This is a genomic window from Nonomuraea sp. NPDC054003 (assembly GCF_055585125.1).
Genome location: NZ_JBVJKR010000010.1, coordinates 82,941 through 96,640, shown reverse-complemented (window position 1 = coordinate 96,640; position 13,700 = coordinate 82,941). Strand labels below are relative to the sequence as shown.

Annotated in this window: 16 protein-coding genes; 9 read left to right on the top strand and 7 right to left on the bottom strand. The window is 71.7% G+C overall.

The genetic code is table 11. The features are described 5' to 3' along the window. Positions 1–21 precede the first annotated feature (21 nt). The 4 genes from ACZ6YG_RS26125 to ACZ6YG_RS26110 form a co-directional block, all read right to left on the bottom strand. A complete protein-coding gene (locus ACZ6YG_RS26125) occupies positions 22–2,130 on the bottom strand; it encodes a (Fe-S)-binding protein (protein WP_466019442.1) in 2,109 nt (702 codons plus the stop codon). A gap of 138 nt (positions 2,131–2,268) precedes the next feature. Beyond that, positions 2,269–2,853, bottom strand: a complete 585-nt coding sequence (locus ACZ6YG_RS26120) for a TetR/AcrR family transcriptional regulator (RefSeq protein WP_148035593.1) — start codon at positions 2,851–2,853, stop codon at positions 2,269–2,271. Further along, positions 2,850–3,626, bottom strand: a complete 777-nt coding sequence (locus tag ACZ6YG_RS26115) for a class I SAM-dependent methyltransferase (protein WP_466019441.1) — start codon at positions 3,624–3,626, stop codon at positions 2,850–2,852. The genes ACZ6YG_RS26120 and ACZ6YG_RS26115 overlap by 4 nt, the downstream gene beginning before the upstream one ends. Then, a complete protein-coding gene (locus tag ACZ6YG_RS26110; RefSeq protein WP_466019440.1) occupies positions 3,623–4,432 on the bottom strand; it encodes a sugar phosphate isomerase/epimerase family protein in 810 nt (269 codons plus the stop codon). The genes ACZ6YG_RS26115 and ACZ6YG_RS26110 overlap by 4 nt, the downstream gene beginning before the upstream one ends. Positions 4,433–4,488: 56 nt before the next feature. Here ACZ6YG_RS26110 and ACZ6YG_RS26105 point away from each other — a divergent pair, with 56 nt between their 5' ends. The 4 genes from ACZ6YG_RS26105 to radA are packed head-to-tail and all read left to right on the top strand — an operon-like array spanning position 4,489 to position 7,350. After that, positions 4,489–5,187, top strand: a complete 699-nt coding sequence (locus ACZ6YG_RS26105) for a class I SAM-dependent methyltransferase (RefSeq protein ID WP_466019439.1) — start codon at positions 4,489–4,491, stop codon at positions 5,185–5,187. 42 nt (positions 5,188–5,229) lie between these two features. After that, positions 5,230–5,604 (top strand): MerR family transcriptional regulator, encoded by a 375-nt coding sequence (locus ACZ6YG_RS26100; RefSeq protein WP_148035597.1) that lies wholly within the window; start codon positions 5,230–5,232, stop codon positions 5,602–5,604. Beyond that, on the top strand, positions 5,601–5,906 hold the full coding sequence (gene trxA, locus ACZ6YG_RS26095; protein ID WP_148035598.1) for a thioredoxin: 306 nt from the start codon (positions 5,601–5,603) through the stop codon (positions 5,904–5,906). The genes ACZ6YG_RS26100 and trxA overlap by 4 nt, the downstream gene beginning before the upstream one ends. A gap of 37 nt (positions 5,907–5,943) precedes the next feature. Continuing rightward, positions 5,944–7,350 (top strand): DNA repair protein RadA, encoded by a 1,407-nt coding sequence (radA, locus tag ACZ6YG_RS26090; RefSeq protein WP_219542755.1) that lies wholly within the window; start codon positions 5,944–5,946, stop codon positions 7,348–7,350. A gap of 28 nt (positions 7,351–7,378) precedes the next feature. Here radA and ACZ6YG_RS26085 read toward each other — a convergent pair whose 3' ends face one another. After that, on the bottom strand, positions 7,379–8,263 hold the full coding sequence (locus ACZ6YG_RS26085) for an NAD(P)H-binding protein (RefSeq protein WP_466019438.1): 885 nt from the start codon (positions 8,261–8,263) through the stop codon (positions 7,379–7,381). A gap of 87 nt (positions 8,264–8,350) precedes the next feature. Here ACZ6YG_RS26085 and ACZ6YG_RS26080 point away from each other — a divergent pair, with 87 nt between their 5' ends. Next, complete coding sequence (locus ACZ6YG_RS26080; RefSeq protein ID WP_219542753.1) at positions 8,351–8,743, top strand: winged helix-turn-helix transcriptional regulator; 393 nt, start codon at positions 8,351–8,353, stop codon at positions 8,741–8,743. Between the two features lie 107 nt (positions 8,744–8,850). Beyond that, positions 8,851–9,933 carry a DNA integrity scanning diadenylate cyclase DisA gene (disA, locus tag ACZ6YG_RS26075; RefSeq protein WP_397196192.1) on the top strand — a complete coding sequence of 361 codons (1,083 nt, stop codon included), beginning with the start codon at positions 8,851–8,853 and terminating at the stop codon, positions 9,931–9,933. 48 nt (positions 9,934–9,981) lie between these two features. Here the strand turns inward: disA and ACZ6YG_RS26070 are convergent, their stop codons facing one another. After that, positions 9,982–10,650 carry a hypothetical protein gene (locus ACZ6YG_RS26070; RefSeq protein ID WP_187281520.1) on the bottom strand — a complete coding sequence of 223 codons (669 nt, stop codon included), beginning with the start codon at positions 10,648–10,650 and terminating at the stop codon, positions 9,982–9,984. Positions 10,651–10,729: 79 nt separating this feature from the next. On the opposite strand from ACZ6YG_RS26070, the gene ACZ6YG_RS26065 reads away from it, so the two are divergent. Next, positions 10,730–11,596 carry an HhH-GPD family protein gene (locus ACZ6YG_RS26065; protein ID WP_466019437.1) on the top strand — a complete coding sequence of 289 codons (867 nt, stop codon included), beginning with the start codon at positions 10,730–10,732 and terminating at the stop codon, positions 11,594–11,596. Between the two features lie 128 nt (positions 11,597–11,724). After that, on the top strand, positions 11,725–12,549 hold the full coding sequence (locus ACZ6YG_RS26060; protein ID WP_466019436.1) for an NAD(P)H-binding protein: 825 nt from the start codon (positions 11,725–11,727) through the stop codon (positions 12,547–12,549). A gap of 194 nt (positions 12,550–12,743) precedes the next feature. Here the strand turns inward: ACZ6YG_RS26060 and ACZ6YG_RS26055 are convergent, their stop codons facing one another. Further along, complete coding sequence (locus ACZ6YG_RS26055) at positions 12,744–13,160, bottom strand: cupin domain-containing protein (RefSeq protein ID WP_219542749.1); 417 nt, start codon at positions 13,158–13,160, stop codon at positions 12,744–12,746. A 61-nt stretch (positions 13,161–13,221) separates the two neighbouring features. On the opposite strand from ACZ6YG_RS26055, the gene ACZ6YG_RS26050 reads away from it, so the two are divergent. Beyond that, on the top strand, positions 13,222–13,692 hold the full coding sequence (locus tag ACZ6YG_RS26050; protein WP_466019435.1) for a MarR family winged helix-turn-helix transcriptional regulator: 471 nt from the start codon (positions 13,222–13,224) through the stop codon (positions 13,690–13,692). Positions 13,693–13,700: the final 8 nt, after the last annotated feature.

Sequence of the window (13,700 nt, the reverse complement as noted above, 5' to 3'; positions counted from 1 at the left end):
GGAGGAGTTTCACTTTCCGGGTCAGACAGGGGTCTTCACGGATTTGATCAGGAGCTGCGCGACGTCCACGACCTCCAGCGACTCCTTGGCCTCGCCGCTGTTCTTCTTCTCATTGATCGCATCGCCCAGCATCACCATGCAGAACGGGCACGCGGTGGAAACCGTGTCCGGATCCGTGGTCAGCGCCTCGTCCACCCGTTCGGTGTTGATGCGCTTGCCGATCCGCTCCTCCATCCACATCCGCGCCCCGCCCGCGCCGCAGCAGAAACCGCGGTCCTTGTGCCGGTGCATCTCCTGCGTCTGCACCCCCGGCACCTTGGACATGATGTCGCGGGGCTGGGAGTAGACCTTGTTGTGCCGGCCCAGGAAGCACGGGTCGTGGTAGGTGATCTTCTCCTCGATCGGCGTGATCGGGGTCAGCCTGCCCTCGTCGACCAGCTTGGCCAGCAGCTGGGTGTGGTGCACGACCTCGAACATGCCGCCCAGCTGCGGATACTCATTCGCCAGCGTGTTGAAGCAGTGCGGGCAGGTGGCCACGATCTTCTTGACCCCGGCCTCGTTCAGCGTCTCGATGTTCTGCTGGGCGAGCATGTTGAACAGGTACTCCATGCCCAGCCGGCGGGCCGGGTCACCGGTGCACGCCTCCATCGGGCCGAGCACCGCGAACTTCACCCCGGCGATGTGCAGCAGCTCCGCCACCGCCTTGGTGGTCTTCTTCGCCCGGTCCTCCAGCGCGCCGGCGCAGCCCACCCAGAACAGGTACTCGGCGTCCTCGGGCATCTTCTCGTCGACCAGCTCGACCTCGAAGTCCAGCTCGGCGATCCAGTCGGCCCGCTTCATCTCCGACATGCCCCACGGGTTGCCCTTGTTCTCCAGGTTCTTCACCATCACCCCCGCCTCCGACGGGAACGACGACTCCACCATCACCTGGTAACGACGCATGTCGATGATGTGGTCGATGTGCTCGATGTCGACCGGGCACTGCTCCACACACGCGCCGCAGTTCGTGCACGACCACAGCACGTCCGGGTGGATCACCCCGTCCTCACCCACCAGCGGCTTGTTCAGCAGCGCCAGCACGTCGGTGTCCTCGTGTCCGTTGCCCCCGTTGGCCGCCGCCATCAGGTACGGGGCGACCGCGAAGGCGTGGTCACGCTGGTCCAGGATGAGCATCTTCGGCGACAGCGGCTTGTCGGTGTTCCACGCCGGGCACTGCGACTGGCAACGGCCGCACTCGGTGCAGGAGTAGAAGTCCAGGAACCCCTTCCACGTGGTGTCACCGATCTTGCCCCGGCCCAGCCGCTCCGGATCCAGGTCCTCGTCCTCGAAGTCGACCGGCTTGCCGTCCACGCGCATCTCCGGCACCGCGCCCATGCCATCGGGGCGGCGCGAGAACAACACGTTCAGCGGCGCGGTGAAGATGTGCAGGTGCTTGGAGTGCACCACGATGATCAGGAACACCAGCATGAAGCCGATGTGCAGGAGCAGCGCGATCTCCTCCAGCAGCCCACTGGCCGGCAGCACCTGGCCCAGCGGGATCGACACGAACGCGCCCGAGGAGTACGGCAGGTTGCCGTTGGCCGCGGCCGCGCCCCTGGCCAGGAACAGCGTCCAGATGATGTTGAAGATCATGAATAGCACCAGCCACGCGCCGCCCAGGTGCGAGCCGGAGAAACGCGACTTGCGGCCCAGCGTCTTCGGCGAGTTCTTCACCCGGATGACCGCGAAGGCGACCAGGCCCAGCAGACATGCCACCGCGATGAAGTCCTGCAAGAACCCCAGCACCGGCCACTGCCCGATCAACGGGATGTGGAAGTTCGGCCGGCCGGTGACCGCCCCCTGGATGATCGCGCCGTACGCCTCGATGTAGACGGTCAGCAAGATGAAGAACGCCCACATGACGAAGAAGTGCGCCACACCCGACGGCGTCCATTTGAGCAGCTTCTTCTGGCCGAGCACCTCCACCAGCTGCGTCTTGATCTCCGCGCCGGCGTTGTCCTTGGCGTACTGGATGCGCTCGGGGGCCGGCGGGCCCACCGTGGCGAGCTTGAACAGGAACAGAGCCCTGCGGCCCGCGACGGCCACCGCCACGACGGTCATCACGAGCCCGATGATGGCTACCCAGAGCACGGGTCCTCCCACAACGACGTTGTTTGTCAGCGTACGGTCACCCCGCTGACCTGGCCCCGCCGGGATCCTACCCGCGAGTAACTTCCTGGAGGTAACCGGGTTTCACCTTATGGTGAGGATCAGCTCCAGAACAATGCTCTACAGTGTGAGATAGCGCTGAATCGTCGGCGCCAGCAGCTCCACCAGCTCCTCGGGCTCGGCGCTCGCCATGGGCTCCAGCCGCAGCACGTGGCGGGCCACGATCACCCCGAACATCTGCGAGAAGGCGGCCTCGATCCGGAGATGGGGGATCCCGAGGTGGTCGGCCACCCGGTAGAGCAGGGCGTTGGTGATGAACTCGCGGAACAGCACGCGCGACTGCTCGTGGGTCATGGCCGAACGGACCAGCGCGATCATCGGCTCACGGGTCTCGGGATCGCCGGTCACCGTGAGCATCATGGTAACCAGCCGCCTCCCGAGCTCTTCACGGGGGCCGTCGAGCAGCACCGAGACCACCAGGTCAGGCGTGATCGGCAGCCGCATGGCCGCCGCGAACATGCCTTCCTTGGTGTCGAAGTAGTGGTGGACCAGCGCCGGGTCGACCTTCGCCTCCCTGGCGATGCCGCGCACCGTGGCCTTGTCGAAGCCCTTCTCGGCGAACACCTTCCGGGCCGCCGCGAGGATCTCCCCGCGCGTGTCGGCCGAGCCGGGACGCCGCCCCGGACGTCTCTTGATGGTGCTCACCGGCCAACCGCCAGGTAGACCCGCATCGGCACCGACACCACGTTCTCCGGGAACTCACGGCGCAACTCCGCCCGCTGCAGCTCCACCAGCGCGTCGGCCTCGGCTTCCGGCATCGCCGCCATGTACGAGTGAGAACGCAGGTCGAGCAGGAAGTCTTCGATCGCGACCAGGCGGGTCCACGGGATCCAGCGCTCCTCCACCACCTCGAACGCGGCCGCGATCGGCGGCACCGACCACTCCTCCGCGGCCGGCCCCCAGTAGGTGGGGCACGCCCCGGCCAGCCGCTCCTCGTGGGCGGCCAGCCACTCGGCCTGGGCCGCGTGCGCGAAGTTCCAGCAGGCGGCGATGGCCCCGCCCGGCCGCAACACCCGCCTGGCCTCCTCGATCGAGGTCGCGGGGTCGAGCCAGTGCCAGGACTGGCCGTACGTCACCAGATCGGCGGAGCGCCCGGTCAGCGGCAGCGCGTTGCCGTCGGCCCGCACCGCGGCCACCCCCGCCGTGCCCTTGGCCCGCAGCCGGGCGAGCATCTCCGCGCCCGGATCGACCGCGGCGACCCGGGCGCCGCGGGCGCGCAGGGCGTGCGCGAGCTTCCCGGTGCCGGCCCCCACGTCGACCACCGTGGCGCCGTCGAGCGGCACGCCGGACACCTCCGCCAGCGCGTCGTAGAGCTCGTCGGGATAGCCGGGCCGGCCGGCGTCGTAGGCGTCGGCCACCCGCTCGAACGCCAGGCCGAGCTCGCGGCTCGGCCCCGTGCGCAGGCGCTCATGGGTCATCGCGAGGCTGCCAGGTAGAGCCGGGCGAAGGCGAGCGCCTCGGCCAGGTCGTCGATGCGCTCGGAGCGGCTGGCCGCCTTGCGGGTGTTGATCTCCAGGACGACCAGGCCGTCGTAGCCGTTGCGGGCCAGGCGCTCCAGCATGGGCGCGCACGGCTGGTTGCCCCTGCCCGGCACCAGGTGCTCGTCCTTGTTGGTGACCCCCATGCCGTCGGCCAGGTGGAGGTGCGCCAGCCGGTCGCCGAGCTTGGTGGCCATGTCCATGGCGTCGGAGCCGGACACGGCGGTGTGCGACAGGTCGAGCGTGACGTGCGGGAAGTCGTAGTCGGTCGGGTTCCAGTCGGGAGAGTAGGGCACCACGTCGTTGCCGCGGGCCCTGAGCGGGAACATGTTCTCAACCGCGAAGATCACGTCGGTCTCGTCGCGCATGCGGGCCAGCCCGACCTCGAACTCGCGGGCGTAGTCGCGCTGCCAGCGGAACGGAGGATGCACGACGACGGCCGAGGCGCCGAGCCGCTCGGCCGCCTTCTGCGCGCGGACCAGCTTGGCCCACGGGTCGCGCCCCCACACCCGCTGGGTGACGAGCAGGCAGGGCGCGTGGATGGCGAGGACGGGCACCTCGTAATGGTCGGAGAGCCGCTCGATCACGTCGATGTCCTGGCTCACCGGGTCGGCGCCGACCATGATCTCGACACCGTCGTAGCCCAGCCGGGCAGCCAGCTCGAACGCATCAGGCGTGCGTTCCGGATATACCGAAGCGGTGGACAATGCGATCTTCGCATTGGGCACGCGGATGACATCAGCCACGTTGCCAGCCTAAGCCGGATGTCCCGTGCTGGCGCGCCACCCCGTACGGTTGTCGCATGCCCAGGACGGTCCGAGGCGCGATCCCGAGCCCCAACATCTGGAACACACCGCAGGTGTACGAGCTGGAGAACCGCGCGGTCGACCCCGACGACACCGCCGGCGCGGCGATGCGGAAACTGCGGCCGTGGCAGGGCGCGACCGTGCTCGACATCGGCTGCGGCACCGGCTACCACCTGCCGGGCTACGCCGCCGAGGCGGCCCGGGTGATCGGCGTCGAGCCGCACCGCGACCTGGCCGCCGCGGCCCGCCGCCGGTGCGCCGCGCTCCCGTCCGTCGAGGTGCGCGAAGCCGCCGCCCAGGACCTGCCGCTGCCGGACGCCTCGGTCGACGTCGCGATCGCGCGCTGGGCGTACTTCTTCGGGCCCGGCTGCGAGCCGGGCCTGCGCGAGCTGTCCCGGGTCGTACGGCGCGGCGGCGCGGCCTTCGTCCTCGACCTCGACGCCACCGGGGGCGCGTTCGGCCGGTGGTTCCAGCGCACGGTCCCCGCCTACTCCGCGCCGAAGGTGGAGGCGTTCTGGGACCGCCAGGGCTGGCAGCGGCGGCGGCTCGACCTGCGCATGGTCTTCGAGCGGCGGGCCGATCTGGAGGCGGTGCTGCGCATCGAGTTCGCCCCCGAGGTGGCCGAGCAGGCCATCGCCGAGACGCCTGGCCTGGAGCTGGCCTATCCCAACGTGCTCCGCTGGCGCTACTTCTGAGCGCTTGACCTTGACGCCGGTGTCAACGTTTACCTTGAGCGCATGCGCATCGGAGAGCTGGCCCGGCGGACCGGGGTGAGCACCCGCTCGCTCCGCTACTACGAGCAGCACGGGCTGTTGCGCGCCCACAGGAGCGCCAACGGCTACCGCCACTACGCGGAGGCGGACGTCCGGCTCGTGTCGGAGATCCGCGCACTGCTGTCGGTGGGGTTCACGCTGGAGGACACCCGCCCGTTCGTCGACTGCCTGCGCTCGGGCCACGACAGCGGCGGGTCCTGCCCCGAGTCGATGGCCGTCTACCAGCGCAAGCTCGCCGAGATCGACGACGAGATCCGGCTGCTGCTGACCCGCCGCGCGGAGGTCGCCGCGCAACTCGCCGGATCGTGCGAAGGCTGCTTCTTCAGAGGAGACACATGATCACGCTCACCACGGACAACTTCGACGAGCAGGTGCTCGGCGCGGGCAAGCCGGTGCTCGTCGACTTCTGGGCCGAATGGTGCCCGCCCTGCAAGATGATCGCCCCCGTGCTGGAGGAGATCGAGGCCGAGCACGGGCTGACCATCGGCAAGCTCGACACCGACCACCACCCCGAGATCCAGGCCCGCTACGGCGTCATGAGCCTGCCCACGCTGCTGCTGTTCGAGGACGGCCGGCCGGTCAGGCAGATCGTCGGCGCCCGGCCCAAGCGCATGCTCGTCAAGGAGCTGGGCCTGGCGTAGCACCGGCTTGTCGGTCCGGCCCGCTAGCCTGCTCGCCATGGCCAAGACTGCGCAGAAGCCCGGATACCGCTGCGCCGAGTGCGGCTGGCGCACCCCCAAGTGGGTCGGCCGGTGCGGCGAGTGCCAGGCGTGGGGCACCGTCGACGAGGAGGGCGGCCGCGCCGGCGCGCACGTCGTCCAGGCCGGCGCCACCACCGCCCCGGCGATGCCGATCGGCCAGGTCAAGGCCGAGATCGCCGCCGCCCGCACCACCGGCGTCGGCGAGCTCGACCGGGTGCTCGGCGGCGGCCTGGTGCCGGGCGCGGTCGTGCTGCTTGCCGGCGAGCCCGGCATCGGCAAGTCGACGCTGCTGCTGGAGGCCGCCGCCCGCATCGCCGAGCGCGAGACCGTCCTCTACGTCACCGGCGAGGAGTCGGCCGCCCAGGTCCGGCTCCGCGCCGACCGCATCGGCGCCATCCGCGACCGCCTCTACCTGGCGGCCGAGACCGAGCTGTCGGCGCTGGTCGCCCACGTGGAGAAGATCCAGCCCCGCATGCTCGTGGTCGACTCGGTGCAGACCGTCGGCTCCGCCCAGGCCACCGGCGTCCCCGGCGGCGTCACCCAGGTCCGCGAGGTCGCGGCCAACCTCGTGCGGCTGGCCAAGGAGCGCGACATGTCGACCGTCCTGGTCGGCCACGTCACCAAGGAAGGCTCCATCGCCGGCCCGCGCACCCTCGAACACCTCGTCGACGTGGTGCTCAACTTCGAGGGCGACCGCCACTCCCGGCTCCGCATGGTCCGCGCGATCAAGAACAGGTTCGGCCCCACCGACGAGGTCGGCTGCTTCGACCTCCACGAGCGCGGCATCGAGGGCATCACCGACCCCAGCGGCCTGTTCGTCTCCCGCCGCTCCGACCCCGTCCCCGGCACCTGCGTGACCGTCACGGTCGAGGGCACCCGCCCCCTGCCCGCCGAGGTCCAGGCCCTGGTGGCGCGCACCGAGGCCCAGCAGCCGCGGCGCACCTCCTCCGGCCTCGACACCTACCGCGTCCAGATGGTCCTCGCCGTGCTGGAGCGCCGGCTCAACGCCCGGCTGGGCGGCTGCGACGTCTTCACCGCGACCGTGGGCGGCATCAAGCTCAGCGACCCGGCCGTCGACCTGTCGGTCATGCTCGCCGTCGCCAGCGCCGCGGGCGACAAGCCCCTCCCGGCGGGCCTGGTCGCGCTCGGCGAGGTCGGCCTCGCGGGCGAGCTCCGCCCCGTCAAGGACGTCCGCCGCCGCCTCACCGAAGCCGCCCGCCTCGGCTTCAAACGCGGCCTGGTCCCCGTCGGCTCCCTCGACGAGGGCACCCGCAAGCCCAACGGCCAGCGTTCCCTCGTCCCGGTCGGCCCGGTCGCCTTCGCCCCCGGCTTCGAGGTCGTCGAGGCGGAGAACGTCTGGGACGCCCTCACCCACGTGACCTGACCCGTACCTCTGAGGACCTGAGGGGGCGCTAGCCTCCCAGGGCCGACTTGACCGCCGCCGTGACCAGGTCGCGCACCGGCCGCGGCGCGTCCAGGAGCGCCGTCAGGTCACCGCCGCGGCCCTCCAGCAGCCCCGCGCCGATGTTGGAGAACGTCGACATCGTGTGCCCCACCTGATACGGCTCCAGCCCGGCCAGCGACGCCCGCGTCTCGCCCAGCGGAGCCGGCCGGTACTCGACGGGCCGGCCGAGCGTCTCGGCCAGCGCCTCGGCGAGCTCCCGCCCGCCGACCGCCTCCACGCCCTCCAGCTCGTACGTGCGGCCCGCGTGCCGCCGCGGCGTCCCCGACGCCCCCGACGTCAGGTCCGCCTGCGCCTCGGCCGCCACCCGCACGGCCACGGCGGCCAGGTCGTCGCGTGCGACGGCCGACAGCCGCCCGTCGCCGAGCGGCGCGGCGAACACCCCGCTCGCCGCCGCCGCGGCGGCCCCGGCCACGGCCAGCCCGGCCGGGATCTCGGCGTACAGGCCGTTGCGCAGGACGGTGACGTCGAAGGGCGCCTCGGCCAGCCGCGCCTCGGTCCAGCGGTGCGCGAGCGCGATCGTGAGCCGCTCCCCCGAGCCGGCCAGGCTGGTGTAGATCACGTGCCGGACTCCGGCGGCGGTGGCCGCCCGCACCACGGCGCCGTGGCGGGCCAGCACGACGTCGTCCTCGGCGTACCCCGCCGAGACGAACACCAGCACGTCCACGCCCGCGAAGGCCGGCTCCAGCGTTTCCGGCCGGTCGAAGTCGGCGAGCCGGACCACCGCGCCGTCGCCGGAACTGCTGGCCCCGACTGTCACCGGCCCGTCCACGGCCCGCAGCCCGGCGAGGATCGCACCGCCGAGTTTCCCCGACACGCCGGTGACGAGAATCATGAGACCACTCCTGTTGTTGAGGTGCGCGAAAAGGTGAATGACGCCCAGCATGGGGCGTCCGGGCGCCGACTTTAAGGAGGCACTTTCATGTCAGCCGCGAACACGGAGGTAACCCCCCAGGCCCCCGGGCCGTGCGGGGATGACGACTGCGGCATCCGGGATGTGCTCGACCGTCTCGGCGACAAATGGACGGTGCTGGTGATAGTGGAGCTGGCCAAAGGCGTGCGGCGGTTCAGGGAGCTGCAACGGGCGATCCCCGGCATCTCGCAGCGGATGCTGACGTTGACGACACGGCGGCTGTGCCGGGACGGGCTGGTGGAGCGGACGGCGTACCCCACGATCCCGCCGCAGGTCGAGTACCGGCTGACGCCGGTCGGCCGGAGCCTGGCCGAGACGGTCGAGCGGCTGGCCGACTGGTCGAGGGAGCACAGGGACACCATGGCGGCGGCCCGGGAGCGGTGGGATGCCGCCGGCCGTTGAACCCGGACCCGGGTGACTCGCTACCGTGGTATGACCCGCCCAAAGGCGGAGGAGAGAGTGAGACGGCGCGGCTAAGCTGGGCTTGACTATTTCGACACGGGGGTCAGGTGCCAAACGACAGGAGTCTTGACGACCGCCGTCGCGAAGCCCTGGCCGCGGTGGCCCCGGGCACACCACTGCGCGACGGTCTGGAGCGGATCCTGCGCGGGCAGACCGGCGGCCTGCTCGTGCTCGGCTACAACAAGATGGTCGAGCGCCTCTGCAGCGGCGGCTTCCATCTCGACGTCGACTTCTCCGCCACCAGGCTGCGCGAGCTGGCCAAGATGGACGGGGCGATCGTCATCAGCGACGACCACAAGATCGTGCGCGCCGCCGTCCACCTGGTTCCCGACCCCACCATCCCCACCGACGAGTCCGGCACCCGCCACCGCACCGCCCAGCGCGTGGCCAAGGAGACGGGCCTGCCGATCATCGCTATCAGCAAGTCCATGCGGATCATCGCCCTCTACCTCGACGGCATCCGCTACGTGCTCGAAGAGTCGGCCGCGATCATGTCCAAGGCCAACCAGGCCCTGGCCACCCTGGAGCGCTACAAGCACCGCCTCGACGAGGTCTCCGGCACGCTCTCCGCCCTGGAGATCGAGGATCTGGTCACCGTGCGCGACGTGGCGGCCGTGGCGCAGCGGCTGGAGATGGTCCGGCGCATCTCCGACGAGATCAAGGGATACGTGGTCGAGCTCGGCACCGACGGCAGGCTGCTGTCCCTGCAGCTCGACGAGCTGGTCTCCGGCGTCGACTCCGAGCGGGAGCTGGTGGTGCGCGACTACCTGCCGGCCCCGTCGAGCCGCCGCCAGCGCCGCCTGTCCGACGCCCTGCACGATCTCGACGCGCTGTCCGGCAACGAGCTGCTCGACCTGACGGTGGTCGCCGGCCTGCTGGGCCACAACGGCGGCGACAAGCTCGACAGCCCGGTCAGCCCGCGCGGGTTCCGCCTGCTGGCCAAGGTGCCCCGGCTGCCCGCCACCGTGGTCGACCGCCTGGTCAACCACTTCGGCAGCCTGCAGAAGCTCCTGGCGGCCAGCATCGACGACCTCCAGGCCGTGGGCGGCGTCGGCGAGTCCAGGGCCCGCAGTGTCCGCGAGGGGCTCTCCCGCCTCGCGGAGTCCTCGATCCTGGAGCGCTACGTCTGACCAGACGCCCCCGTACGCCTCTGAGACGCCCTGTGAGCGGCGACGGGCTCAGCGGAGATGGAAGACGCCCTTCGGGCTCTTGTGCTCGCCCAGGCGCGCCACCACCACGTACGTGCCGGGAAGGGCGGCGGGCGGGTCGGCGCGGCAGCTCCCGCTGGAGCGGCGGCGGTTCCAGTCGAGGGTGCGGACGTAGGGCACGCCGCGCTGCAGCTCGCGCGTCTCCGTCCCCGGGCCGCTGACGCAGTCGGCGGTGGACCAGATGCGGTCCTCGCCCGAGGTGATGCGGATCTCCAGCGCCCGCGGGCCGACGTCGGCTTTGCACATCACCGGCCCGGTGTTGACCACGGTGACGATGAAGTGCGGGCGCGCGCCGCTCGCGTAGATCTCCTGCTTGCCCTGGAGGTGGAGCACGAGGTCCTTGTCGTCGCAGGGCTCGCCCGCGCGCCTGGCGCGCGGGGTCTTGCTCGGGCTGGGCGTCGGTGACGGGCTGGCGGTGCCCATGGCCAGCGTGCGCAGCCCCGCCAGCAGCGGGTCCGTGACCGGGGCGGGGCTGGGGGAGACCTGGGCGTCGGACCGCTTCTCCGGGCCGCCCGAACTGGAGCAGGCCCACGCCACCACGGCAACGACCACGAGCACTCCGATGAGCAGGCTCATGCGCCGCCGCCAGTAGACGTCGCCCCCGATTCCCGAGTCTCCGCGCATGGTTTCCGGATCCATGCCGCCAGGATGGGTAACCATCCGGTGACGCGTCGTGACGACACGCCGGACCTTGCCATCTCGTCATACGCTGGACTGCGTGATCGAGCCGAAACTCCTACACCTTCCCATTCTGGAGTGGTACGAAAACAACGCCCGGGACCTCCCCTGGCGCACCCCTGACCGGACCCCGTGGGGAGTGCTCGTCAGCGAGATCATGCTGCAGCAGACGCCGGTGGCCCGGGTGCTGCCCGTCTGGCACGAGTGGATGGCCCGCTGGCCCACTCCCAAGGCGCTGGCCGCGGAGCCCTCCGGCGAGGCCGTGCGCGCCTGGGGGCGGCTCGGCTACCCGCGCCGGGCGCTGCGCCTGCACGCGTGCGCCACGGCCATCACCGAGCGGCACGGCGGCGAGGTCCCTTCCGACCACGCGACGCTGCTCGCCCTGCCGGGGATCGGCGAGTACACCGCCGCCGCGGTCGCCGGCTTCGCGTTCGGCGGCCGGCACGCGATCCTGGACACCAACGTGCGACGGGTGTTCGCGCGGGCGGTACGGGCCGAGGAGTATCCCCCGACGGCCACCTCCGCCGCCGAACGCCGCCTCGCGGAGGCGCTCCTGCCCGAGCTGGGCGCGCCCCGCTGGGGAGTGGCGGTGATGGAGCTGGGGGCGCTCGTCTGCACCGCCCGCGCCCCCCGGTGCGAGGGCTGCCCGATCGCGCGGGTGTGCGCGTGGCGGCTGGCCGGCAAGCCGCCGCACGCGGGTCCCGCCCGCAAGGGTCAGACGTACGCGGGCACCGACCGCCAGTGCCGCGGGCGCCTGCTCGCGGTCCTGCGCGCCGCCCACGGGCCGGTGCCGAAGGCGGCGCTGGACGCGGTCTGGGAGGACGCCGTGCAGCGCGAGCGGGCGCTCGACGGCCTCGTCGCGGACGGCCTGGCCCAGGTCCTGGAGGACGGCACGTACTGCCTCTAGCCAGGAACGACGATCTGCCTCTGGGCAGGAACGACGATCGCGTATGAATCCGCGACAGCTGAGCATGGGCCGTCGCGGGCCTTCCTCCTACGGTTGACGATCAGTGAGTCCTTCGGGGAGGGAAAGAAGTGTCACAACGGATTCTGGTGACGGCGGCGACCGGCACGGTCGGGCGCCACATGACGGCGCGGCTGGCGGAGGACGGGGCCGAGGTGCGGGCACTGTCCCGGACCCCGGCGGGCTTTCCGCCGGGCGTCCAGCCCCTGCGCGGCGACCTGTCGGCGCCCGGTTCGCTGGCCCCGGCGGTCGACGGCGTCGACGCCGTGTTCCTGATCTGGCCGTTCGCCTCGGTGGACGGGCTGGAGGCGGTGCTGGCGCTGATGGCGGGGCACGCCCGCAAGCTGGTCTACCTGTCCTCGGCCACGGTGCGCGAGCACGAGCGGCAGGCCGAGGGCCTGATCGAACGGTCCGGTCTGGAGTGGACGGTCCTGCGCCCGCACGCCTTCGCGGCGAACGCGTCGCGCTGGGCCGGGCAGATCCGCGCCGGGGACGTGGTGCGCGAGCCGTACGGCCGGGCCGCCATGTCGCTCGTCCACGAACAGGACATCGCCGCGGTCGCGGTCGCGGCGCTGCTCCAGGAGGGGCATGAGGGCGCCGTCCACGAGCTGACCGGGCCGGAGTCGCTGCCCCAGGCCGAGCAGGTGCGCGTCATCGGCGAGGCGGTCGGCCGGCCCGTGCGGTGGGAGGAGGCGCCGCCCGAGGAGGCCCGGCAGCGGATGCTCGCCCGCGGCTGGCCGCCCCACGTGGCCGACGACGTCCTGCGCGCCCAGGCCGCGATGACCGCCGGCCCTGCGCCGGTCACCACCACGGTCGAAAAGGTCACCGGCACTCCGGCCCGCACCTTCCGCTCCTGGGCCGAGGCCCACACCCACCTGTTCCGACCCACGCCCTGAGGCTGGCCACCGGGCCCAGGGCACCCACACCTTCCACTCCTAGGCCGAGGCCCACACGCACCTGCCGTGAGGCGGGCCACCGGCCCCAGGGCACCCTCCTGGGCCGACGCCCACACGCACCTGCCGTGTAGCCGGCCACCGGGCCCAGGGCGCCCTCCTGGGCTGACGCCCACGCGCACCCGTACTGAGGGCGGTCACCGGGCCCAGGGCAGGGGCATGCTGCGGGTGCCTTCCGGTACGAGGTCGCAGGCGTCCGGGGTGTCGAGCCCGTCCGGGTTGTAGACCTGGACGCCCGCGGGGGCGGCCACGATCGCCGCGAAGCCGTGCCGCTCGTCGGCGAACAACCGGCGCAGCGCGCCGGCGGGCAGCACCATGGTGTCGCCCGCCGCGACCTCGACCCGTTCGCCGCCGAGCTGGACGGTGCAGCGGCCCGCCAGCCAGGTCCACACCGACTCGGTGTCGAAGGCGTGCAGCGGGCCCGCCGTGCCGGGCTTGGCGTCCACGCGCCACACGGCCTGGCGGGACTCGCCCTGGGTGGGTGAGGCGAGCGTGGTCATGGTCCCGTTGGGCGTCTCGATCCTGCGTGCCCGCGCGTCGCGGATGACGGTCATGGCAGGTGCTCCTCTAAGATAGACAACGTCATTGTCTAGATAGTGAACCAGGTTGTCTATCGTGTCAAGCACACCCCCGGGGTTCGAACTCCCGCTCCGCCTCTTCCTGGCCTTCCGGGTGCTCATCGACGAGCTCCACGCCGAGCTGGGCCGTCAGGGGCATCCGGACATCCGGCCCATGCACGGCTTCGTCATGCAGGCCATCGGGCCCGACGGCACGACCGCGGTCGACCTGGGCCGCACGCTCGGCGTCACCAAGCAGGCCGCGGGCAAGACCGTCGAGGCACTGGAACGCATCGGCTACGTCGAACGCACCCGCGACCCCGCCGACACCCGGCGCAAGATCGTCCGTCTGACCCCGTACGGCATGGACGCCCTCGCCCGCTCGGCCGCGATCTTCGACGACCTGCGCGCCCGCTGGGCCGCCGAGCTGGGCGAGGACCGGCTGCGGGCGCTGGAGGCCGACCTCCGCAAAGTGACCCCCGCCAACCTGTGGCGCCTCGACATCCCGGGCTGGTTCGGCGCCCCGTGAGGCGCCGA

What these genes read in the sequence shown, in the direction of transcription:
- ACZ6YG_RS26115 (WP_466019441.1), bottom strand. Translation starts at nt 3,626, where the DNA reads ATGACCCATGAGCGCCTGCGCACGGGGCCGAGCCGCGAGCTCGGCCTG.
- ACZ6YG_RS26105 (WP_466019439.1), top strand. Translation starts at nt 4,489, where the DNA reads ATGCCCAGGACGGTCCGAGGCGCGATCCCGAGCCCCAACATCTGGAAC.
- ACZ6YG_RS26100 (WP_148035597.1), top strand. Translation starts at nt 5,230, where the DNA reads ATGCGCATCGGAGAGCTGGCCCGGCGGACCGGGGTGAGCACCCGCTCG.
- trxA (WP_148035598.1), top strand. Translation starts at nt 5,601, where the DNA reads ATGATCACGCTCACCACGGACAACTTCGACGAGCAGGTGCTCGGCGCG.
- radA (WP_219542755.1), top strand. Translation starts at nt 5,944, where the DNA reads ATGGCCAAGACTGCGCAGAAGCCCGGATACCGCTGCGCCGAGTGCGGC.
- ACZ6YG_RS26085 (WP_466019438.1), bottom strand. Translation starts at nt 8,263, where the DNA reads ATGATTCTCGTCACCGGCGTGTCGGGGAAACTCGGCGGTGCGATCCTC.
- ACZ6YG_RS26080 (WP_219542753.1), top strand. Translation starts at nt 8,351, where the DNA reads ATGTCAGCCGCGAACACGGAGGTAACCCCCCAGGCCCCCGGGCCGTGC.
- ACZ6YG_RS26070 (WP_187281520.1), bottom strand. Translation starts at nt 10,650, where the DNA reads ATGGATCCGGAAACCATGCGCGGAGACTCGGGAATCGGGGGCGACGTC.
- ACZ6YG_RS26055 (WP_219542749.1), bottom strand. Translation starts at nt 13,160, where the DNA reads ATGACCGTCATCCGCGACGCGCGGGCACGCAGGATCGAGACGCCCAAC.